Raw genomic sequence first — 23,191 nt, 5'->3', positions numbered from 1 at the left:
AGTAAAGAAATGTATATAGTAAGTAAATAATATTTAATTTATAATAATTATGTAAGGTTGGTTTTGTGAATCTCCCTGACAAAACATCTATTTTAAACGATGAATAGATCAATAAGTTTTAAAACTGACATTCTGTTTTTATGAAAATAAAAAATAGAACGACATGATGTAATGAAAATTACATCATGTTTTTTTTGATTTAATTTTAGGTTAAATATTTTATAGGCTATTAATTTATATGAAAAATCATAAGTTTTCTGTTGTTTATCAAACTATAGCATTAATAACGCTTTCCAGCGCGACTTATGTTAATGCTTTACCATGTAGTATCGCAAATGGTCAAATTAATGCCACTAACTCTTGCGAAACGAATGAGAATAATCTTACTAATATTAATGTTAACGCAGGGGCGACAGTTAGCCATGATACCGCTAGTAGCTTAATTATCAATAATCCTGGGATTGAGTCAAATAGTAACGGAATTAATGTAACTGGTAGCAAAGCAAATTATTTATTGAACACTTCCGATACAACAAAAGATATAACAATCGATATTGGCGACAATAAAAATCAAAGAGGTCGAGGTATTTCTGTTGAAAAAGGTGCCACAGCAACCGTTAAAGCAAATAACGTGACAATCAAATCAAAGGATAAATATACCAACGATTGGAATGCAAACAATGCATTATGGGCAGGCTCTGGCGGTCAATTAACTATTTTTGCTGATAAATTAGATTTATCCGTTGAAAATGCCACAACACCTTATGGAACAATTGGTGTTAACAACGGTAGTATAAAAATTCAAGGTAATCATGGATTGTCAATTGCGACAATTTCTAACACAGGTGCATCAAGTGCCGGCATATGGGCAGAAGGCAAAGGAACGATAGATCTTGATCTTGTTAAAATTAATACTGATTCTTCTCAAGATTATGTCATGGGGATTTATACTAAAAATAAAGGGTCAACCGTCACATTTGCTGGAGGTGAAATTGGTAGCCTTGCTAGTCGTGCCGGTTCAGCGATTCGAACATTGGAACAGTCACAGGTTATAGCCAAAGGTTATGATAAAGGATCTTTAATTATACAGACTAACGGCACGGATTCACGGGGTATTCGAGCAACGGGTGGTTCATCTGTTATTTTAAATAACGACAAACACAGTAATTTTGTCACGCAAATTCATACTACAGGAAGCATTTCTGATGGTATTAACGCTGGTCGTTTAGGAACAATGCATAAGGATGGAAAAATCTTTAAGCATGGCGGTGAAATAGGATCGGAACTCGCGTCTTCAAGCATTGAAACTTATGGAGAAACTCATATAACAACGGATGCGGAGAACTCATATGGTCTTCGCTTAATTGGTGATGGAGCAAGCATAAAAATGCATGGGTTGGATGGACAAGGTCGTAGTACGATTCATTCAGCGACCACAGCAATACGTTTTAATTTTGGCAATGGTTACAGTCTGAATGAAGATGGTTCTTCGGCAAAAGATCTTGCTCAAAATATGATGCTCGAAAATGTAGACATTACCAGTGATGGAAAATCAGGCAAGTTCGAATTGATTAACACCAGTGATAATAACAGTTTTATCTGTAAACTTGGTGGTTGTGACAAAAATGGAAATAATACCTATGCTAGCGGTAATTTAATTCAGGTTGGAGATCACAGCCTTGATGTCGGTATGTTATCGCATATCAACGATAATAATTTAGCTATGACTGTGGCTGATTCAGTAAAAAATGGTGTGCTGGTATTAAAAAATAGTTCGGCAACAGCTGCTGAAAATACCGATCTATTAAATGTTACTTATGGCGGTGGAACGGCTAAAGTGGTTGATAAGGTTTCAAGTAGTTTCAATTTAACATCAAATGCATCGATCTTAAAAGGGAGTATCTTTACGGATAAAACCTTAGACAAAGACAATCAAGCAAGTCAATCTAACATAAGCTTGAATAATCAATCTACATGGTACATTCAACGTGATTCAAATGTGACTAATTTAAATGTCCAAGATAGTGAAATTTACCTTAATCGCTACGACAATTGGAAAGATGAGCAAGGTAAATTACTTGAAAATGCTAACCAGCCTTCAAATTATACTGTATTAGAGACAAATAAATTAACGGGTAATAATAGTCGCTTTTATTTCCAAACGGATATTGTTAACCAAAAAACAGATAAATTAATAATAACCGATAAAGATGGGACGAATGGGCAACATTATGTCATTGTAAAAAATGATGGATCGCAAAGCACGACAGGAACAGAAAAAATTGACATCATTGAAACTAATGGAAATCATGCCGATTTCAAATTAATCAATAAAGTTGAATTAGGTGGTTATGAATATGATATCAGACAAATTACTGATCCTGATTCAGACGATCTTGGTGGTTGGGAGTTATATAGTACAGGTTCAAAACAGAAACCTTCAAAACCATCAAAAACTTCAACGGCTCAAGCAACGCTAAGCTTTGCAAATACTAACTATATGCTTGTTTATATTGATATCCAAACTTTATTACAACGAATAGGAGATTTACGGAATATATCGGATCATCAAGGCGATTTTTGGATGAGAGGCGTAGTTGGTCAATTAAACTCATTTGCATCAGTTGATTACAATGATTATAAAATGAATTATCGGGGGCTACAAAGTGGTATTGATAAACTGGTTTATGAATCTGAAAAGGGTCGATTCTATTTAGGTGGAATGATTGGCTACTATAATGTAGATCAAGATTTTAAACAAGGAAGTGGTTCAGGAAAAAACTATAATGTTGGTCTCTATTCTACTTATATCACCAATAACGATTTTTACTTAGACGGCATTTTCAAATTATCCAAATTAAAAAATCAATTTGATGTTAGAGATAGCCAAGGTAAAAATATTTCGGGTAAAGGGAATACCCACGCACTAAGTTTATCGTTAGAAGCAGGGAAACGTTTTTACCTTTCTGATGAAAAACAAGGGATATATGCAGAACCTCAGTTACAAGTTGTTTATACTCGTAATGGTGCTGATTCAACAAAAGCGAGCAATGCACTCAAAGTTAAATATGATCGCTATAACTCATTGATAGGACGTACAAGCGTCATAATGGGATATGCGATACCGAATATCAAAAATCAAACCAATATTTACTTAAAAACAGGGTATGTTAAAGAGTTTGATGGTGATACTTCTTACCGATTAAATCATATCAAGGAATCTAATCAATATCGTGGACATTGGTTTGAAAATGCACTTGGTATAAACACAACCATACAAAATAATCATCATATCTACAGTGAAGTTGATTTCGCTAAAGGGAATAAGTTTAACAAAAAGCAGATCAACCTAGGTTACCGATACAACTTTTAATAACAATTAAATCCTAACAAACTAACTTTATAAGCTTATTCTTATTGGATAAGCTTTTTTTTATATATACTGTAACTAAATACCCCCTAATTGAAATTTAACGATCAATCAGTTGAACAAATCATTTTTTTAATTACAACTGCAAAGTTATTGTTTTTTGTGCAGTGAAAGTAATATTAACCTTAGGATCTTATTCATGACAATTGAATGTCGCCTTTATCACCAATCCAATAATTATAAAGAAATTCTTGATGTTCGAAACGAAATCAATAATATTGATAACACTATCATTAAACTCTTGGCATATCGATTTAAATAGGTCAAACAAGCCAGTAATTTAAAAAGAAGACATCTGATATTTACGCAAGTGGACGTTTTGAGTGTATGCTTGAAAAACGAGAACAACAAGCTAATGAATTATGATTAAATGATGAAATCATCAAACATTAATACGCTAATCTTGCACAACATTTTATTGAGGAAGCATTGAAAAACGTTAATAATCTAGCAAAATAATCATATCGTAATTTTATCAATGGCAATAGGAAATTAACTCTATTGTATGAAAAACAAATAGTTAATATAAGTAAATTTCAATGCGTTAAAATTTACTTTATCACTCACTTCATCACAAATCTTATCTAAAAACAGCTTGATGCCTATCCTATTTTTCGAAAAAATAACCTGCTTAGCTTAATAGATGAGCTAACCAATTTGGTAATAATTATCAAAGAAATAACAAATTGAAAGTGAAATGAATAATTGTTTATAACCGTTCTAACAAAATCGCTAAACAGCAGTATTGAAGTTGTTTTAAATCTTTAATGGGTAAAAGTATGAAATCTTTTTACAGTATAAAACTAGCCAATTTTCTGAACTTTTTTTCAACGAATTTCTTTTATCATAGTGCAGAAATGCTATTTTTAATCTGGTTCTTTCTATTTTCATTCATATTTTTTTCATTAAAAATCACACAAAATATATATCAATTAGGCATGATTTCAACGACAAGAGATGAAGGGAGGTTTGAACTTTCAGTCGATGGAAAAAAAAGAAAAAAGTTTGCGTTCAAATATATCAATTATGATAACCCTGTCAGCAATATCTTTTTCATCAGGCTATTTGGCGTTGTTTTAAACTATATATCAATTATTTTTTGTTTTATCATTCTATCTAACTTATTAATAAATATTGTTTTTTATTTTTTGGGTTTAGGTAAAATGATTAATTTAAAGTACTATAAATACTATCTTTTTAGTGAATATAATATTTATGGCATTGCATGGATATTTGTTGCATTTGTCGTAGCGGTAACTTGTTATCTGATTATCTATCATAAATATACAAAACAGTTTTTTTCAGAATTAGATAAGAAAGTTAATGAATCAATGATTTCAAATATTAAAAAATCTGATTTAAGAAGCGGTAGTTTATTAGATGTTAAAGATTTAAAATTTAATGAAGTCGATATTTACGATCCATCAGATTATTATCAAGAAGCGAAACAAAAAGATTCGTTATTTCTTGGTATTGATGATGAATCGACTCCCATATTTTATAAAAAAAGTGTATGGAATGAAACTAACGTACAAATAATCGGAAAAATGGGAAGTGGTAAAGGTGTATTAGCAACATCTGTATTTATCCAATGTTATGAAAACTATAATGATTTCAACGTATGGTTCGATCCTAAAAACGACGAATGGGCTTATAGTGTTTTCAAAAATAAATCAAAGAAAGATCAGTTCTTTTATATAGATCTTAATCGAGATGCAGAGCCTCAATTTAATATATTCCAAGATATTACTGTTACAGAACTTAATGAATTATTTGTAGCCGGTTTCGGACTTGGCAGAACAGGAACAAATGCTGACTTTTATAAAATTGGTGATAGAAAAGTATGTCGTGAATTGGCTAATCAGTTTGAGGATGAACCAGATAATATCAACATCAACACGATTATGGAAAAATGGAATAAACTACCTAATGAACTAAAACAGCAAGGTTCAAGTTTTTTCGGTCAGCTTGAAGAATTATCTGAATTAAAGTGTATTCAAACTGATAAAGGAATTAACTTAAAAGACATTATATCTGGCAATAAACCCGGCATGTTATATATAACAGGATCGTTAAGAGATGAAAATGTTGTTATGTTACAAAAAATGTTGCTATTGAGAATAACGCAGATCATCGAAAAAAGGGACAGAAAACAAGATTTAACACACATTAATATTATGCTTGATGAAGTTCGATATATTTTATCTAAAAACACGTTAGAAATGATGGGAACAATACGAGATAAAAAAGCAAATATTATCTATACTCACCAATCGTTAGGTGATTTAGTTGGGGCAAGCCAAGATCTTGATCCTGCATCGACCAAAAATATCATGCTCGACAATGTTGGACTAAGATGGATATATAAACTTGATATAAAAGATAGTGCGGAATGGGCAAGTAATTTAACTTCAGAAACGCTAAAAGATGTAGAAAGAAGAACTTTAAGCTTAAATGATGCAAACGTAGAAATGGCAAGCAAAGAAACAACCATCTTTAAACAAAAAGCCAATTATATTGAAACGAGTGTTATACAGAATTTACCAAAACGCTGTGGCTTGATTATCGGATTAGAAGGCTTGCCTAAGTTAGCTTACAGTAGCCCAATAATCGTATCTAAATTAGATAAAGTATTACAGATAGCACCTAGATTGGAACTTACCTACAAACAAACAACACCAAAAAATAAGGTTGAAAAACAACCAGTCAAAAAACAGAAAAAAAATGAGACCACTGTCGATAAAGAATTACTTAATCAAACTACAGGATTAGAAGATTTTTTAGCATCCAAACTTAAAAAAGATAAAAACCTATCTGATGAAATAATGATTGACATCGAAAGTAATCCTACCGCTCAACCAACGATTATAAATCATGAAGTGATTAAAGATTAACAATTTATGATAACGATTTCAAAAAAACATAAGGGTAACGTACGTACTAAAAAATTTTTACGTTTTAATAACTATAGAGAAAAGCTTATTCTGCCTCGTTTTTGGTTATCTTTTTCAAAAAAAAATCGTTATATTTCGTAAAGATAATAATTAACAAACAACAATTATAATTACAAAATTTACTAAATTAGAACTGAAAATATTGAAAATAGCTATTATAGTACGACCCATCTTTACAAATTCGTTTCAATTAGCGATTTGTGCGATTTTAAAAATAAATTAATAAAAATCATATAACTATAAACAAAAAATAAAATAATAAAAAAATTACAATAATTTGTAATCGTATATCATTATATTAGGAATAGAAGGAAATGAGGAAGTGGAGTTAGTTACGCTTTTAACAGCTTGTGCTTTAAATGTAAGTTCTGATTTATTAGAACCATTAATTCAATTAGAAAGCGGTTATAACCCTTATGCTATAGGTGTTGTGGGCGCTTCTGTTCCTCAACCTACTTCTTTAAATGATTTTTGGCACACTATTAATGATTTAGAAAAAAGAAACAAAAATTATTCGGTAGGTCTTGCTCAAATCAACATCAAAAATCTTCATCGATTTAATATTCCTGTTCTTGACGCGGTAGAGCCTTGTAACAACATCAAATTATCAAGTGTCATATTGAAAGATTGTTACTCAAATTATCAAGATATAGGGAAAGCATTGAGCTGTTATTACAGTGGCAATGATAAAACTGGTTTTAAACGTGATTTTAATAATAGTTATGTTGAACGATTTTTAACATCTTACGCTAATAAGCAAGAAAATGTTGTCATCAATTTTGATTATGACCAATTTTATCAACTCAAAAATCAAGTTGAAAATTATCATCACAATCAACCATCAACACAAATTGCCAGATCATCAAATGTTAAAAATACTAATCAAGTAAAAAATTTTTCTAATCACAAGAAAAAAGAATCGTTTTTGAAAAAAACGATAAATATGAACTAATGGAGATAAAAATGAAATTAATTAAAAAGTTATTTTGGTTGTCAATCGGGATTTTGATTACTAACCCAAGTTTTGCAGCAGGACTATCCAAAACCACCGGTGGTATGAAAGATTTGCAAACTTCGATACATGCCATTGTTGGGGTTGTATTTCTTATAACTGGTCTACTTGTTGGTGTTATAGTTTGGCGGGGCACAAAAACATGGGAAGAGTGCTCTAAATGGGTTATTGGGGTTGCATTTGCAGGAGGAGCGGCAGAATTAATTGGTATTTTCTTTTAAAAATAAAAGTGTCATATAAATGGAAAAAGATATTTTATACAAGGCATTAACCAGACCCGCACTAGTGTTGGGATTACCGTTACAGTTAATCATATTTATCGCTTGGATAACTGTAATGCTATGTATGTTTATTTCATACTTTTTTGTCGGTTTAGGTATTTTCCTTTTTATTACCTGTGTTGCTTTAAATAAAAAGGATGAAATGTTTTTTTCTATATTGGGAAAGAAATTATTGGTTTCAAGCGGAACGACCAGTTTGTCACAAAGTAAAAAGCTATATGGCAATAATATAGATTATGTAACATCATCGTCTTATCGGGCAATAAAAGTGGATAATAATATTAATTTAAAACATTTTTCAACTATCGAAAAAAACATACCTTACTCAAGTCATATCGATAATCACATTATTATTAACAAAAATGGTGATTTAGTGGCGACATGGGAAGTAAAAGGTATTTCCTTTGAAACAAAAGGCGATGATGAACTTGATATCAGAAAAAATGAACTTGATAATTTTATTCGCTCATTTTCAAATGAAAATATAGCAATATATGTAAATGTCATCAAAAAAAATACAGATATCAAAATAGGCGGTGATTTTACAGGGTTTTGGTTTGCTGAAGAAAATAATAATCGATATCTCGATTACCTAAAAAGTCAGCAAAATAAAGAGACTTTTATTTATGTTTCTTTGGTGATGAAAGGCGCGGATTTACAAGATAAAGCAGATAGCTTCATTACCAGTATAATTACAAAATTGATAGGGAAAAAATCGATTAATGTCAAAGAAAAACAAGATTTCATTGATAATAACTTATTGCAAATGAAAGATCTTTGCTTCAGATTTGATAAAGGATTATCTGAATTTGGCTCAAGGCGATTAGGGTTATATAGCAAAAATGACTATGTTTATTCAGAGTTGATTGAATTATATAACTTAATATTAAGCGGTATTGATCGACCGATAATAATCGAACCGACAAGGTTATCCAACCTATTAGCCTCGTCTGATTATTATTTTGGTGAACAGACAGTTATCGCAAAGTCAAATAATCAAACTAAATACATAAAATGTGTTGAAATAAAAACTTATTCCAACGAAACCAATCAAGGTATCTTTGATTTTCTTCTCGCTTTACCGATAGATATTTGTATAACGCAATCCTTTTCTATTTTATCAGCCAAAAAAGGAGTGGATTTAATAAAAAGGAAGAAAAATCAATTTGAATCATCAAACGATGATGGTGTGTCTCAAGTTATGACTCTTAATTTATTTATTGATGATTTAGCAAGTGGCAATATTTCAATTGGAGAATACCATTTTAACGTATTTATTCGTGCCGATACGTTTGAGCAAGTCCAAAACCAATCAAAAGAAATTATACAATCGCTAAATAATAAAGGGTTTATTGCACAAGATAGCACAATATCATTAAAACCTAATTTCTTTGCGCAGTTGCCTTCAAATTTTAAATATCGAACACGCGTCGTTGAAATCACCAGTAAAAATTTTGCAGGAACAACAGGATTACACAATTTTTTAGCTGGCAAACGAATCGGCAATTGTTGGGGAGATGCGTTAACGGTATTACAAACTAGAGGCGGGCAACCCTATTATTTCAATATTCATGAAGAAAACGCATTTACTAATGATTTAGGTAAAGATCTAGTCGGAAATTTCATGATCATTGGTGGAACAGGCGCCGGTAAAACGGTTCTTGCATCCTGGATATTGGAACAAAGTTTAAAATTTAATAGTCCAACATCGTTTAAAACCAATGTATTAGAACAAACCAAAAAATTTAGATTTATCTATTTTGATAAAGATAGGGCTGTTCAGATGCATATATTAGCCTTAGGCGGAAAATACATTAGTCTCAGAAAAGGTTTCAATACCAATTTAAATCCTTTTGCGCTTGAAAGTACGCAAGAAAACATTAATTTTTTAGTTTCATTTATTAAACTACTTTGCTCATTAGACGGTGGTCCTGTATCTGTATTACAAGATAAAGAGATATATAGAGCCGTTAATCAAGTCATGTCTCGAGAAAGAAGCAAAAGAAGTTTTGGTATTTCATTATTACTTCAAACATTGGACATAGAACAGGCAGAGGATAAACGAGAAAAATCAATTCATGAAAGACTGCAAAAATGGAGCCGAAATGGTTTTTTAGGTTGGGTATTTGATAATGAAATAGATGATCTTGATATCGAAAAATACAATACTTTTGGCATTGATGGCACAGAGTTTTTAGATGATAAGGAAATTTTAGATCCGTTAATGTTTTACATTCTCCACAAAATAAAATTGTTATTGAATGGTCAACGGATTGGTGTTTTTATCGACGAAATACAAAAATATGCAGAATGTCCTACGGTTGACAACATGATCGACGATCTGTTTAGGGTTATCCGTAAACTACAAGGATTTATTGGCGGTGCAACGCAAGATCTGACTTCGATCGAACATACCAAAACATACAAGGTACTACTAACACAGACAGAAACTAAAATAGTTATGCCAGAAAAAGTATATCGGGAAGATTATTTTATTGAACGTCTAAAATTTACTGAAAAAGAGTTTCAATTGCTAAAGACTTTGAAAAAAGCAGATAGAGAATTTTTAGTGAAAAAAACCAGTGTCGATACCGGAAAACCTGAAAGTATCGTTTGTCGATTAAATTTAGGTTGTCTAGGTGAGAATTTACGTATATTGAGCATTGGTTCATCAGAACGAGCAGTCGCCGATAAACTAATAGCAGAAACAGATGACCCTCAAATTTGGATTAAAAAATTAGGTCATTTATTACAAGCTGAAAATATAAATCAATAAAGGGAGAGAAAACAATGAAAAAAACAAAATTATTAATGTTAAGTTTATGCTTTATATCTTATAACGCATTATCTGCAGGTGTTCCTGTATTTGATGGCGCAGCCAGTATAAGAGCACTCAATGAGTGGCAAGAAAAACTACAACAATGGCAATCAACAAACAGCTTTCATAATAGTAATCTTACTTTAGGTCAGGAACAACTGGGTACTTTAAGAGGTATTAAAGATCAAGTTCGAAATTTTAATGTTAAAAGCTTACTTAAGGATATTAATGCCATTGATAAAATTATGCCTGACTATAATGCAATAATTAGCGGAAACTTTTCACAAGAATCTAATGCATTAGCAGCAAAATTAGATATTAATGGTCGATGTGTAAATAATATTAAAGAGCTGATTAATCTTTGTAAATCGGAAAATTTGAACTTAGCGGCTAACTATATTGCAATGGAAAAAGTCAATGAACAAATAAATGTCATTTCAGAAAAAATAGGAAAACTAGCCGATGAAGTCGCAAAATCTGATGATATTAAAAACAGTACAGATATCAATAATGAAATCACAGTATTTAACAATCAATTAGCATTATTGGAACGAAAACTATCACTTACACAAAAACAATATGAATCTAATCAAGAATTGATAAATAAGCAAAGAGAGCAAATTATCGATGAAATAGAATTACGACCGACAACACCAACATTTCAGTTCTTTCAGGATGAGTTAGATAGAAACAATCGTAATACTGTTAGTTTTGATGGTTTTTAAAAAGGTTTAAAAAAATAATTAGGTCTTCTTCAATTATTTAGCTTATTTGCATTGTTAACAATACATATATTGATAATATTTTAAGATTTTTGGGGAATGCCTAATAGGCTAATATTACATTATAAAATAGTCTTATAGGGTTGGAGAAAATTTAAAATGGCAGGAGTATTTACTACACTTCAGAAGTTTGTTGATAAGTCGCTCGCAGCAGTTACCGCCCCCAAAATTACGGATTTTGTGAGTGCAATCAGTGAAATATTCGGAAGTATCATGTTGTTATGGGTAACCTATAAAAGTATTGAAATTGCGCTGGGGAGTAGGCCTTTCAGGCTTGGAGAACACATTCATAAAATATTAATAATCTCTATTGTAACGAGTATTGCTTTTGATGCTGATGGGTGGATAAAAACAGTTATAGATATAGTAAAAGAAGTTAAAGGTGCATTAGTTGAAAAGGGAGGAGCAATAGCACAACTAGATAGTCAAACAGATAAGTTTAACAGAACTATTGAACCGATCATTAAAAAAGCATTTATATTTGATCGTCCCTTTGTTGCATTATCTTTATGGGCATGTTTCTTTATTATGTCTGGAAGTTGTCTTTTTGCATTATTAACATCTGAAATTATTTTGGCGTTTGCTTTGCTCTTTACTCCACTGGCAATTTTGTCGTTATCATTTGAAAATACCAAAAAAGTGTTTGAAGGATGGCTGACTGCAGTAGTCGGGGCTATAATTACAATGGTATTATCTGGATTGATGATGTCATTAATGTCAGGATTTTTAAAAACACTTTGTGATGCCATAGGTAGGTTTCCCCTATCATACAGAGTAATGTGTGCTGCATGTTTATTCTTTGCCATTTTCTTTTATTATGTTATGTCAGAAGTAAAAAAGTTAGCTCAAGCATTAACTGGGTTTACATGCGGTTCAATTCTGAATGCATGGAATGGAGTTGTTAACACAGCTAACACTGCAGCCAAGGTAGCCGCATTATGATTCAAAAAATAATTAAACATGGTAAAAAAATGAAAATAATTATAATTTCTCTATTGTTGTTAACGTTAGTAGTAGGCTGTGTTAAAAGAAAAAATACTGTTCCTCTTGAAAATAACCAATTACAAGCGGTGAATAGTGACATTATTACTTATCAACTAATAGAAAATATAAAGGCGCAGTAAATGTCAGACAAAAAAAGGATACAAGTTATAGATGAACTTACAAAAGAAAGTCTAACTTTCGAAAAAAATATTATCCAGAATCAGGAAAAATCCAAAAAATTAGCATGGATAGTAGCAAGTATTTTTATCTTATATTCGCTAGTGTTAACGGGGTCATTTGCATTTTTATTACCATTGAAAGAGACTCAACCCTATGTTATTCGAGTCGATAGCAATACAGGCTATACTGATATTATTCCATCCTTAACGGATCAATCCTTTACCCCTGATGAAGCACTCGATCGATTTTGGATAGCTCATTATATTGAATTACGTGAAAAATATGTTTATGAAACTCTTCAACAAGATTATGAAAGAGTGCAATTATATGGATCAGCAAATGTTAATCGGCAGTATATCGGCTTATTTAATGCAGATAATGCGCCGTATAAATTGTATGGGGATGGTTATGCTATTGAAGTAAAAATTTTGTCTATAAATTTGGGAGTAAGTGAAGGAGAGACTAACACGAAGACTGCAATTGCACGGGCAGAATTGACAAGGGTAAACTTAGCTAACAATGAAAGAGTGAGCAAAAGAATCTTTGCTACCATAGCATATGACTATAAACCAAATTTATCACTAGCGTTAAATCATAGAACATCCAATCCGTTAGGATTTCAAATATTATCTTACACCGTCGATACAGAAAATAGGTAATTTTAATGAAAAAGCTGATTACATTTTTAATAGTATTAATCACGTTTAATGCATATTCCGAAACCGATCCCCCAAAATCTAATTTTGATTATCGTGTTCGAGAGCTTGACTATAATAATGATGATGTAACTAAAATCATTGCAGTAGACGGTTACACCACAACCATAAAATTTTCAGATAATGAAAACATACAATATGTAACTACAGGTTTTGAAGAGGGTTGGCAACATAAAATACAAAATAATTATTTAATCATAATGCCCAAACCTATCGACAATGGGGAAGGGACATTTTATAAACCATCATCACCAGATTGGAATACCAATTTAATTGTGATTACCGATAAAAGGGAATACTCATTCCAATTAATGATAGATGAAAAACAAGATAATAACTCTTTTATTGTACGCTTTAATTATCCGAAGGATAGAGCCTTAGCCATAAAAAATGAAAATATAAGAAAAGCAAAAATATATCAAGAAGAGAAAAACAAACAACTTATAACAAAATCATTAGGCAAGTTAAGTACACCTGTGAACTGGAATTATTACAAATCTGTTAATAAAGGAAGTGAAAGTATTGTACCGGATTTTGTTTATGATGATGGCATACTAACCTTTTTAGGGTTTTCCAATGAAAAAGAGATCCCAAGCGTATTTTTAGTGAATAAAAATAGATCAGAAGAAATGCTCACCTACAATATGCGAGCCGATGTATTAAATAATTACCGAACGTTAGTGGTTCATAAAGTGGCAGAAAAATTAATTTTAAGAAATGGTAACAAGGTTGTTGGGATTTTTAATCAGTCTTACGGAACCTATAAACCTGAATATAAAACAACAATAAGCGATAATGTAATCAGAGTGATCAACCAGTAAGGATAGAAAATGAGTGTCAATCAAAATAATATGGAGTCAAATGAAGAAAATTTGAAATCGAATATCGCTGATGAATTGAAAAATGAGAAAAAATCAAAAGGAATATCATTTAAAACAATTTTCATGTTGATGATTGTTATCGCTATTGTGTTATTTATGTTAGCAAAGGGAATCTTATCGCTCAAAACATCATTAACAGCAGATAGACATGAAGGAGAACCCGAAATTGTTACTGTTGATAATAGATCATTTAATATTACAAGAAATACTAGAAATCCTGATAATCTTTTACCCCCGAATGATCCAGAAAATGGTGTTGATCCAGAAAATCCAATCCCAAATGAAGTTGAAATAGAGTCAAAACCCATAATTATAAAAGGGCGTTTCGGATTAGCTAAAGGTGATGATAAAGATGCAAAACAACAAGAAACCCAACCAATAGTTCAACCAACACCTCAACAACAAAGTTCTGTCGATAATGAAAAAAACAAACAAGGTACCAAGATTGTTAAGGCGGAAGTATTAAAACTTAACCCTAATTTATCAATTTACAGGGGAACATTTATTAAATGCTCATTAAGAACAGCATTGATTAGCCAAATTAGTGGTGATGTTGGATGCATTATCAGTGATGATGTTTATTCGGCAAATGGTACGACTTTACTCATAGAAAAAGGTTCAATAGTTAATGGAGCCTTCAGACGAGCCAGTGTTAATCAAGGTGACGATAGAGTGTTTGTTTTATGGGAAGAGATCAGAACACCCAATAATTTAATAATAAGAATTGATTCAGGGGCGAGTGATGTATTAGGTGGTCAAGGTATTAGTGGTTGGGTTGATAATCATTTTTGGACTCGTTTTGGTAATGCTGTGTTAGTTTCTTTGATGAGTGATCTGTCAAGTGCTGCTGCATCACGATTACAAAAAGAACACACTTTTACTGATTTAAATAATACCACTCAAGGTGGAACGGATGTTGCTAAATCGATAATTGAGAAAAATGTTGATATTCCACCAACAATATATCGTAATCATGGTGATAGTGTTGGTATTTACACTAACCAAGATATTGATTTTAGCGATGTTTATAAATTAGAGTACAGAAAATGATGAATACTATTTTTTGGGAAAATACAGAAGTACTATTTGGAAAATACCTATCAGATCCGAAAATAAAAGAAATTTGTGTCAATCCTGATGGTGCATTGTGGGTTGAAACAACTGACGATGAATGGATAAAAAAAGAATCGATTGAAAACGATATAAAAAAACCAGGTTCACTTTTACAATCTTTTGCGACGACCGCGGCAAATTACAATAATACAAAATTAGGTGAAACTAACCCCTTTTTAAGTGGGACATTAATCAGTGGTGAAAGAATACAATTAGTTTATGCACCCGCATCTAAAAACTTAATTGTAGATATCCGAAAAAATCATAAAACCAATGTCCCGTATCAAAAGTATGTTGAACAAGGTTTATTTAATGATATCAAAGCATTTGGTGATAAAAGTAGAGATGATGAAGAGTTAAAAGAACTTTATCTTAGCAGAAATTTCGTCGATTTTATAAAAAAAGCCGTAGCTGTGGGTAAAAACATCATTTTTTGTGGTGAAACAGGATCGGGAAAAACGACCTTCATGAAAAGCTTAATGGAGTTTATACCATTAAATGCACGGTTAATATCTATCGAAGATACAGAAGAATTAGCCTTTTTTAATCATGGTAACTATGCCCAACTTTTCTATGATAGCCAATACAAAGAAGAAGATCCGGTAACGCCATCAAAATTACTAAAAGCATGTTTACGATTAAAACCAACCAGAATTCTACTGGCTGAAATACGAGATCAAGTCGCCTTAGATCTCATCAAAGTAATTGGTAGTGGCCACAATGGAACACTATGTTCTTATCATTCACCTACAGTTGAAATGACTTTTCAAAAAATGGTGACTAATGTAATGGAAAATCCTAAAGCCGTGGGATTAAGTGATAAAACTGTTGCTAAAATGATAGGGTTATCAATTGATGTAGTCATTCAAATGTCAGCTTTTTCTGGTTCAAGAAAAATTACAGAAGTCTATTTTAAGGATGTTGATTATGAAAAGTTATTTAATTAAAGGGTTATTAATTATATTAATAGGATACCTAACAGGTTGTTCAAATCCACCTAAACCACCTAAATTGAATAGTGACAACTATAAATCTGTATATCAAGATCAACTATTTCGATATCCGACAAGTCGACTGTCACCTAATGAACAAATTATAAAGGACTTTAAAGATAAATCAGTGATTTATACTGTAGTAGGCGAGCCAATTAAAGAGTCAGACAAAATAACTGTCATTTTTTTAGCAACTCATGCCGATTCAATAAAAATAATTGGCAACAAAAAAAATATTTATCTCTATGAAAATTATTTCAGAAAAATAGGGATTAAATGCCAATTTGTAACAGAAGAAATGGTTGATAAAAATGAATTTGTCACATTTATATTTTCAGGAAAACAGGGGGATAAGATTGTAAAATCAAAATAAAATTTAAAACATATGTTATTAAAAAATAACATGGGAATAGGAAAACAATAAAATAATAAAACTAAATAAAACCAGCGATAACATCTAAAAATAACGAATAATAAGCGTATTAAAAGATGTTATTCAATGAACAAAACAATGAAACACAAATGTATATCAAAAAACAAAATTGATAACATTCAATTACTATAAAAGCAGGTAATATTATGAAAAAAATGAACTATTTCAAGACAATTATCATATTGACTGCTTTTTTTTCATTAAACAGTTTTGCTGATGAAAAAGAAGACTTAGATAGATACCGGTTTGAATATAAAACAATTATGTCAAAAGAACATATATCGCCAACAGATCAGCTCAAAGCTAGCGATCTAAAAGAGAAAATACAACTCATTGAAAAAAACAACCCATCTTTAAAAGAAGATGACAAAAGTATAATCGATAGGCTTGCCGAAACTAAAGAATCAACAATAGTTACAAGCTCAAGTCCTGCTAACACAAACGATATAGACTATCGCGAAAACGTGGGAATATCAGATAACCTGACTCATTTTACTAATGACAAAAAAAATCGATTTAATATAAACCAAAAAGATCTTTCTAATGACCAAGCAATAGCTTGTGGTGTTATTTTATGTTTATCTTCAGTAACACGGCCGAGTGAATGTACATCTTATCTTAAAAAATTCTTTTCAATAAAAGTAATTACCAGAGGGATTTTCAATTGGACAAAAACGCTAACAGCAAGAAAATCTTTTTTAGCAATGTGTCCGGTTGATAATGATGACCAAAATTTAAATAACCTAGTCAACGATATTATTCCAAACCAAAAAACAGATTGTACAGCTGACGAATTAAACAACTTGCAAGATAAAAAAGGGGATAGTATAAGAACCATTGCAAAATTACCAGATTACTGTGAAGCATTAGCCAACCATGCCTATTCTGATATCAAACTACCTACTTATCATTGTGATGGAACCTATTACTCAAACAAAGATTGGCGACGAGGTTACAGTGCGATAATAATTAGAGGAAAAAATCCGAAAAAAGAATATGATGCATGGAAAAGTCAAGGAAATAAAGGGCATATGGAAAAAATAAATTTTGGTTATGGTTATTTTAAACATTACCCAATTACCAAAAAATGTTGGAAAGATGAAAATTAAGCTAAATTTTAAATGATTTCTGACATGAAAATATAAACAGCAAACTATCAATTTGAACAACCAAAAGTTGATAATGACTGTTAACGAAAACTAAAAAGTTAATCCTTATCACTAAGGATTAACTTTGTTGGTTAAAATAACAGTGAAATTTATTATTAATGGTATCAAACATTCAATTAACAATCTTTTTTACACACAAAATATCTTCTATTGTATAAAACAATATCGTAACTGATTTTAGTTGCTTCTTATATGCATAAAAACACGTATGACCAGCAATGGGTAGTTTAAACGCTATTATGAAAAGTTTTACATAAAATAAATTTTAAAACCATAATCCTAAAATCTCCTACGAATCCTATCGCTAAAAGAAATTAAACAATTAATACATACTTCCTTTTTACCTATTTTGATCAGTAAACAGATAATTATTAAAAAATACGTCAAAATGAATAAGTACCGTAATCGAATAAAATTTTATCCTAGATAAACCCCAATTTTTTAGAATAAAAGTCTGATTTTTCATTGAGTAAAACAATTATCGCTGTTGGTCTATGTATTTGTTGTCTGAGTTTTTCTAAACTCGTTTGATCAAGTTGAGGGATCTGATTTTTAATTTTTTCCCATTTTGCACGTCTTAGCGAAATTCGACTTTGCTCCCAGGCGTATTCACTATGACTAGAGTAAGGAATAATTTTTTCATTTTGTTGATAAGCTAAATAGATATCAACGCTATCTTCTGATAAACGAGTCGCCACTTCGACTTCGTTATCCCATCCCATTTTTGGATCACGTTTATAACCTTCATTCAAATTTAATACGTTTTGATTGGCGATTGACGATTTACTTAAATTAGCCCCTTGAGCACCATAATAACCTTTTTGTAATCCTGCTGGTGGTTCAAGACCTTGTTTATAAACGGATTCGATTAATTGCCTTGCATCATCCGGCATTTTAATGCAACCTTGCTCGGATAGTGTCTTTTGGGTATACCATAAATGAGCCGGATTAGCGTAAACATAACTGGTATTTCGAAAGGCTGGTTCGTCAAGCCAATTCGCTTTAGGTTCAGCTTGCCAATCTGGGGCAAGCACGGTTAGGGTAGGGGGATGGCGTTCATCAAACGATTGATTTTTTACATCATATGACTTGATATTACCCTGTTTGTCGCGAATATGGCGTTGTAAACGTCCAGCTCGTTGTATTAATAAATCTATCGGGGCAATATCGCTGATCATTTCATCAAAATCAAGATCCAAGGATTGTTCAATCACTTGCGTTGCTATAATGACTTTTCCTGCACGAATTTGATGATTCGATGTTTTTCCAGCCCATTGTAATGTTTTTTCTTCAATTTCCAAACGGTCACAATACGCAAAACGGCTATGAAAAAGTAGGATTTGTGTATGATCCAGTTGTAAATTGAGTTGAATTTGTTGATATAGACTAATTGCATCTTGCACACTGTTTTTGATCCAACAAATAATTTTACCTTGTTGTATTGCTTTACTGATTTTGTCTATTCCTGCTTCAAAATTGTTAATCCATTCGATATTTACTTGGCGTTTAACTTCTTGTCGGGTTTCAATCGCTTGTTCAACTAAGCCGTTATGATTAAGCTGTGTCATGAGTGGAAAAGGTAATGACTGTTCTAATTTTAAAGCTTGTTTATTGCCAATTAAGCCTTTATAAAAGGCATCGAGTAGTTTTTGACGCAGAAAAAAAGGTAATGTTGCTGTCAAAATAATAACACTGCCACCTTGTAACGCATGGTAATGTAATAAGTTTTCGAGTAATTTTACCATGTAACTGTCATAAGCATGAACTTCGTCTAATATCAGTAATTTATGGCGTAATCCTAATAAACGTAACGATTGATGTTTGAAAGGCATAATTGCCATTAATGCTTGATCTAACGTGCCAACCCCAACTTCAGCTAATAACGATTTTTTTCGAGTATCAACAAACCATTCATTACATTCTCCACTCACCGATTGTTCACCTTTAGGGTATTTTTGCTGGCTAATTTCATCGTGATTTAAAATTGTTTGAGTAAAATGCGGATTCATATAGCTAGACCCATGAGCCAGTACCAGCGAAGGATGGCTATCAGCTTGATATAATTGTTCGTAGACTTGAGCGGTACGTTGATAAATAGCATTAGCTGTTGCTTGCGTTGGTAAGCCAATATATATACCCTGTGCTTTTTTAGCTGTCATAAGCCGATGGGCTAAAATCATTGACGCTTCCGTTTTTCCTGCACCCGTCACATCCTCCATAATAAAAAGCTCTGCACCATTATCAGAAAGTTGACAGGTTAACGCTTGTTGCTGTAGTGGTGTTGGTTTTTCAATGAAAGGAAACAAATTTTTAATATCACTAAAAGGGGTGATTGGCGATGCTGTTGGTAAAGTGGCAATGGCTTTTTCTGCTTTCAACATCGCATGATTGTGCCAATATTCATCAAGTGGCATGGGCTGTGAACAAAACGGAAAAAATTGTTCATTTGAACCAAGCCAATCACTAATTACGGTTAAACCCGCAATTAACCAACTTATTTGTTTTAATTTTTTATGATAATTTATGTCAAAAAATTGACAAGCATAGTGTGCTAGATTGTTATCGACAATAAACAATTGATTCAGTGCGATAATATAGTCTAAAGCCGATTGTTTATCTTGTTCATTAAATGATAAATTACCATCTGCACCTCGTTCTGGTGGCTTGCCATGATGTCCCGTCATAATAAGCAGCCATGTGTCATATAATTCATCAATATCTTCACTATGTTGTTCAAGCTTGAGGTTTGGTTGGTGTTTAAGTGAGTTATTCCATAACCAAAAACCAAGCGAATCATGTCTGGAATTATAGCTTTTAGATGGATCGACGCTGACAAGCTGCGGATGATTGTGTTTAAATAATGCTTGGAATCCATTCGCAAATTTACCAATATCATGCCAAGCTAAAAAATAAGCAAACCAAAGCGCTGCTTGATCGATATCTTTCGCAGAAAAACCAATTTGTTCAAATAATTGTGAAGAGTTAAATAAATTTTGTTTAACTATTTGATAACCACACGCGGCGACATCTAAGTTATGGTAAGCAAGTAAGTGATAACTATTGTTGTCAGAACTTTGATGGTATTTGCCCCAATATTGATAAAATGGCTGAGTCACTAAATGTATTCCTTGATTGTTTTGCTACTGTTTTAGTCCGTTTTTTTATACAAACTTATTTAACTTAATAATTTTCATTAAATTTTGAAAAATTTAGTTTGTTAATATAATCTGTTTAGTATAAAAATGAAACAAAATCTTTTATACTGAAACATAAAGTAAATGTTAAACTTTTTTGATGATTAATTAATTAGTCAGATTATAATGGTTGTTGTACAGGGTGAATTTAGTGCTAATATTTAGATTTTGCTCACTTAATTGTAGTTTTGCAAAATAGAATATTTTAAATGATGAGGGTAAATAATTTTAGTCATTACCGATGACAATAAAATTTTGCGCTAACAAATAAATTTAAAATTGATTAAAACAGGAATTAAATTAGGATGATTCGTCAAATCAAACCCAAAATAAAATCAGTACTCATTGCTTGTTGTATGAGTGGATTTGTTATTATTCCTCAATCTGTTAATGCCAATCAAACAGAAGACAAAATAACTCAACAAGCGTCACAAGCAGCTGAACAGTCTTCAGATAGTCGTCAGCAAATGGCAGTGCGCAACGCCGTTCAAACGAACGAACAGATTTATCATAAAACTATTTTTTCGTTATTAGGCGAACCTAAATATCCTGACAATTTTGAACATTTAGAATATGTGAATCCAAATGCGCCGAAAGGTGGAATTATTAAACTAGCTGAGATTGGTTCGTTTGATAATTTCAATCGCTATGCCAGTCGTGGTGCGCCCGAAAAAAATTCAGGTGCACTATATGATACCCTTTTTACGAATACCGCAGATGATATCACTAGCTTTTATCCATTGATAGCAACGTCGATTACTTATTCTGATAGTTACCGCTGGGCTGAGGTTTTAATTAATCCTAATGCGCGTTTTCAAGATGATCAGCCAATAACTGCTGAAGATGTGGAATTTACCTTTCATAAATTTATGACAGAAGGTGTGCCTCAATATAAAGTCTATAATCAAGGCGTGACGGTAAAGGCTCTAGATACTTATCGAGTTCGTATTGAATTGCCAAAATCCGATCGTGAAAAATTATTTTCGTTTGTCGGCAGTATGCGAGTTATTCCTAAGCATTTTTGGCAAAATCTTAATTTTTCTGAACCCTTAACGACCCCACCGGTTGGCAGTGGGCCTTACTATATTAGCGATTATAAAATGGGGCAGTATGTAATTTATCAGCGAAATCCTAACTATTGGGCAAAAGATTTACCTGTTAATAAAGGGTTAGATAATTTTGATGAAAAACGTATTGAGTACTATATGGATAGCAGTATTGCATTAGAAGCCTTTAAAGCCGGTGAATATGATTTTCGGGGCGAGTCTCAACCTAAAAATTGGTTTACACAATATCAAGGCCATTATTTTGACACAAACGATATCATCAAGCAGGAAAAGCCGATAAAAACTGCCACCGATACCAGATGGTTAGCCTTTAATTTACAAAAAGATCTGTTTAAAGATATTAAAGTTCGTGAAGCGATTACGTTAGCATTTGATTTTGAGTGGTTAAATCGTGCTTATTACTATAACAGTTATAAAAGACCAACCAGTTTTTTTGAAAATACAATTTATGCTGCAAAAGGAATATCTACCGAACAAGAGCTAAAATGGCTTAATATCTATAAAGATATTATCCCCGAACGTGCTTTTGGTGATACTTATTCATTGCCTAGAAGTGACGGGATGGGCTTTAATCGTGAAAATTTATTAAAAGCCACTCAATTACTTAATCAAGCTGGCTGGAAAATTGAAAATGGCGTGCTTGTCAATGCACAAACAAAGCAACCGTTTGAATTTGAACTTATTGCTTACCTTGGTGAAGATATTAAATATGCTATTCCATTTCAGCAAAGCTTAGCACAACTAGGTATTAAAATGAAAATTACGTTGTTAGATTCGGCTCAGCACTTACGCCGTATGCGAGAACGTGATTATGATATGATGGCTCGTAATTATGGGGCAGTGAATTATCCAACGTCGGATCTGATGATTCTTTGGGGGAGTGAGTATTTGAATTCGTCATGGAATGGGTCAGGTTTACATAATCAAGCCATTGACGGTATCATCGCCGAAATCACCAAGAATGTCGATAATCAAGAAGCACTAATTCCACTAGGACGAGCGCTTGATCGTATTCTTACTCAAGAATACCCCATGATCCCCATGTGGTATAATAGCCAAACATTTTATGCTTACTGGAATAAATTTGGGCAACCAGACATCCAACCCACTTATGCAATAGGCGTGGATAGTTGGTGGTATGATGCTGATAAAGCAGCTAATTTATCTAAGAATAAGGAACATTGA

Annotated in this window: 16 protein-coding genes; 15 read left to right on the top strand and 1 reads right to left on the bottom strand. The window is 32.0% G+C overall.

The window, feature by feature from the left end:
- The first annotated feature begins 238 nt into the window (after nt 1–238).
- The 14 genes from A9G10_RS08015 to A9G10_RS07950 all read left to right on the top strand — a co-directional run bounded on the left by A9G10_RS08015 (nt 239) and on the right by A9G10_RS07950 (nt 17,685).
- Nucleotides 239–3,373 carry an autotransporter outer membrane beta-barrel domain-containing protein gene (locus tag A9G10_RS08015; protein ID WP_065559011.1) on the top strand — a complete coding sequence of 1,045 codons (3,135 nt, stop codon included), beginning with the start codon at nt 239–241 and terminating at the stop codon, nt 3,371–3,373.
- Between the two features lie 1,220 nt (nt 3,374–4,593).
- Nucleotides 4,594–6,324 carry a hypothetical protein gene (locus A9G10_RS08010; RefSeq protein ID WP_143425984.1) on the top strand — a complete coding sequence of 577 codons (1,731 nt, stop codon included), beginning with the start codon at nt 4,594–4,596 and terminating at the stop codon, nt 6,322–6,324.
- Between the two features lie 382 nt (nt 6,325–6,706).
- Complete coding sequence (locus tag A9G10_RS08005) at nt 6,707–7,336, top strand: transglycosylase SLT domain-containing protein (RefSeq protein ID WP_065559009.1); 630 nt, start codon at nt 6,707–6,709, stop codon at nt 7,334–7,336.
- A gap of 11 nt (nt 7,337–7,347) precedes the next feature.
- On the top strand, nt 7,348–7,617 hold the full coding sequence (locus tag A9G10_RS08000; protein ID WP_065559008.1) for a TrbC/VirB2 family protein: 270 nt from the start codon (nt 7,348–7,350) through the stop codon (nt 7,615–7,617).
- Nucleotides 7,618–7,636: 19 nt separating this feature from the next.
- Complete coding sequence (locus A9G10_RS07995; protein WP_065559007.1) at nt 7,637–10,453, top strand: VirB3 family type IV secretion system protein; 2,817 nt, start codon at nt 7,637–7,639, stop codon at nt 10,451–10,453.
- Between the two features lie 14 nt (nt 10,454–10,467).
- The gene (locus tag A9G10_RS07990) at nt 10,468–11,220 is read left to right on the top strand and encodes a type IV secretion system protein (RefSeq protein ID WP_065559006.1); all 753 of its coding nucleotides are present in this window, start codon (nt 10,468–10,470) and stop codon (nt 11,218–11,220) included.
- A gap of 156 nt (nt 11,221–11,376) precedes the next feature.
- Nucleotides 11,377–12,219, top strand: coding sequence for a type IV secretion system protein (locus A9G10_RS07985; protein ID WP_065559005.1), 843 nt, complete (start codon nt 11,377–11,379; stop codon nt 12,217–12,219).
- Nucleotides 12,216–12,401: a hypothetical protein gene (locus A9G10_RS07980; protein ID WP_065559004.1), complete on the top strand. Its 186-nt coding sequence runs from the start codon at nt 12,216–12,218 to the stop codon at nt 12,399–12,401. The genes A9G10_RS07985 and A9G10_RS07980 overlap by 4 nt, the downstream gene beginning before the upstream one ends.
- Nucleotides 12,402–13,100: a virB8 family protein gene (locus A9G10_RS07975; protein ID WP_081299151.1), complete on the top strand. Its 699-nt coding sequence runs from the start codon at nt 12,402–12,404 to the stop codon at nt 13,098–13,100. It abuts the gene before it with no gap.
- A 5-nt stretch (nt 13,101–13,105) separates the two neighbouring features.
- Nucleotides 13,106–13,978 (top strand): P-type conjugative transfer protein VirB9, encoded by an 873-nt coding sequence (gene virB9 / locus A9G10_RS07970; protein ID WP_065559003.1) that lies wholly within the window; start codon nt 13,106–13,108, stop codon nt 13,976–13,978.
- 9 nt (nt 13,979–13,987) lie between these two features.
- A complete protein-coding gene (locus A9G10_RS07965) occupies nt 13,988–15,088 on the top strand; it encodes a TrbI/VirB10 family protein (protein WP_065559002.1) in 1,101 nt (366 codons plus the stop codon).
- On the top strand, nt 15,085–16,098 hold the full coding sequence (gene virB11, locus A9G10_RS07960; RefSeq protein ID WP_081299148.1) for a P-type DNA transfer ATPase VirB11: 1,014 nt from the start codon (nt 15,085–15,087) through the stop codon (nt 16,096–16,098). Before A9G10_RS07965 ends, virB11 begins: the two co-directional genes overlap by 4 nt.
- Nucleotides 16,079–16,516 carry a hypothetical protein gene (locus A9G10_RS07955; RefSeq protein ID WP_065559001.1) on the top strand — a complete coding sequence of 146 codons (438 nt, stop codon included), beginning with the start codon at nt 16,079–16,081 and terminating at the stop codon, nt 16,514–16,516. Before virB11 ends, A9G10_RS07955 begins: the two co-directional genes overlap by 20 nt.
- A 206-nt stretch (nt 16,517–16,722) precedes the next feature.
- Nucleotides 16,723–17,685, top strand: a complete 963-nt coding sequence (locus tag A9G10_RS07950) for a TrbM/KikA/MpfK family conjugal transfer protein (RefSeq protein WP_065559000.1) — start codon at nt 16,723–16,725, stop codon at nt 17,683–17,685.
- 482 nt (nt 17,686–18,167) lie between these two features.
- Here A9G10_RS07950 and cas3 read toward each other — a convergent pair whose 3' ends face one another.
- Nucleotides 18,168–20,861, bottom strand: coding sequence for a CRISPR-associated helicase Cas3' (gene cas3 / locus A9G10_RS07945; RefSeq protein ID WP_218837362.1), 2,694 nt, complete (start codon nt 20,859–20,861; stop codon nt 18,168–18,170).
- Between the two features lie 545 nt (nt 20,862–21,406).
- Between cas3 and A9G10_RS07940 the strand changes: the two genes are divergently transcribed.
- Complete coding sequence (locus A9G10_RS07940; protein ID WP_065559035.1) at nt 21,407–23,191, top strand: extracellular solute-binding protein; 1,785 nt, start codon at nt 21,407–21,409, stop codon at nt 23,189–23,191.

Origin of the sequence: Gilliamella sp. wkB308 (assembly GCF_001690185.1) — a bacterium.
GTDB lineage: Bacteria > Pseudomonadota > Gammaproteobacteria > Enterobacterales > Orbaceae > Gilliamella > Gilliamella apicola_I.
This window is presented reverse-complemented; position numbering and strand designations above follow the sequence as displayed.

Excerpts from the sequence above, each read along its gene's own strand:
- virB9 (WP_065559003.1), top strand. The coding sequence starts at position 13,106 with ATGAAAAAGCTGATTACATTTTTAATAGTATTAATCACGTTTAATGCA.
- A9G10_RS07940 (WP_065559035.1), top strand. The coding sequence starts at position 21,407 with ATGGCAGTGCGCAACGCCGTTCAAACGAACGAACAGATTTATCATAAA.
- A9G10_RS07995 (WP_065559007.1), top strand. The coding sequence starts at position 7,637 with ATGGAAAAAGATATTTTATACAAGGCATTAACCAGACCCGCACTAGTG.
- A9G10_RS07980 (WP_065559004.1), top strand. The coding sequence starts at position 12,216 with ATGATTCAAAAAATAATTAAACATGGTAAAAAAATGAAAATAATTATA.
- A9G10_RS08015 (WP_065559011.1), top strand. The coding sequence starts at position 239 with ATGAAAAATCATAAGTTTTCTGTTGTTTATCAAACTATAGCATTAATA.
- A9G10_RS08000 (WP_065559008.1), top strand. The coding sequence starts at position 7,348 with ATGAAATTAATTAAAAAGTTATTTTGGTTGTCAATCGGGATTTTGATT.
- A9G10_RS07955 (WP_065559001.1), top strand. The coding sequence starts at position 16,079 with ATGAAAAGTTATTTAATTAAAGGGTTATTAATTATATTAATAGGATAC.
- virB11 (WP_081299148.1), top strand. The coding sequence starts at position 15,085 with ATGATGAATACTATTTTTTGGGAAAATACAGAAGTACTATTTGGAAAA.
- A9G10_RS07975 (WP_081299151.1), top strand. The coding sequence starts at position 12,402 with ATGTCAGACAAAAAAAGGATACAAGTTATAGATGAACTTACAAAAGAA.
- A9G10_RS08010 (WP_143425984.1), top strand. The coding sequence starts at position 4,594 with ATGATTAATTTAAAGTACTATAAATACTATCTTTTTAGTGAATATAAT.
- A9G10_RS07950 (WP_065559000.1), top strand. The coding sequence starts at position 16,723 with ATGAAAAAAATGAACTATTTCAAGACAATTATCATATTGACTGCTTTT.
- A9G10_RS07965 (WP_065559002.1), top strand. The coding sequence starts at position 13,988 with ATGAGTGTCAATCAAAATAATATGGAGTCAAATGAAGAAAATTTGAAA.
- A9G10_RS07985 (WP_065559005.1), top strand. The coding sequence starts at position 11,377 with ATGGCAGGAGTATTTACTACACTTCAGAAGTTTGTTGATAAGTCGCTC.
- A9G10_RS07990 (WP_065559006.1), top strand. The coding sequence starts at position 10,468 with ATGAAAAAAACAAAATTATTAATGTTAAGTTTATGCTTTATATCTTAT.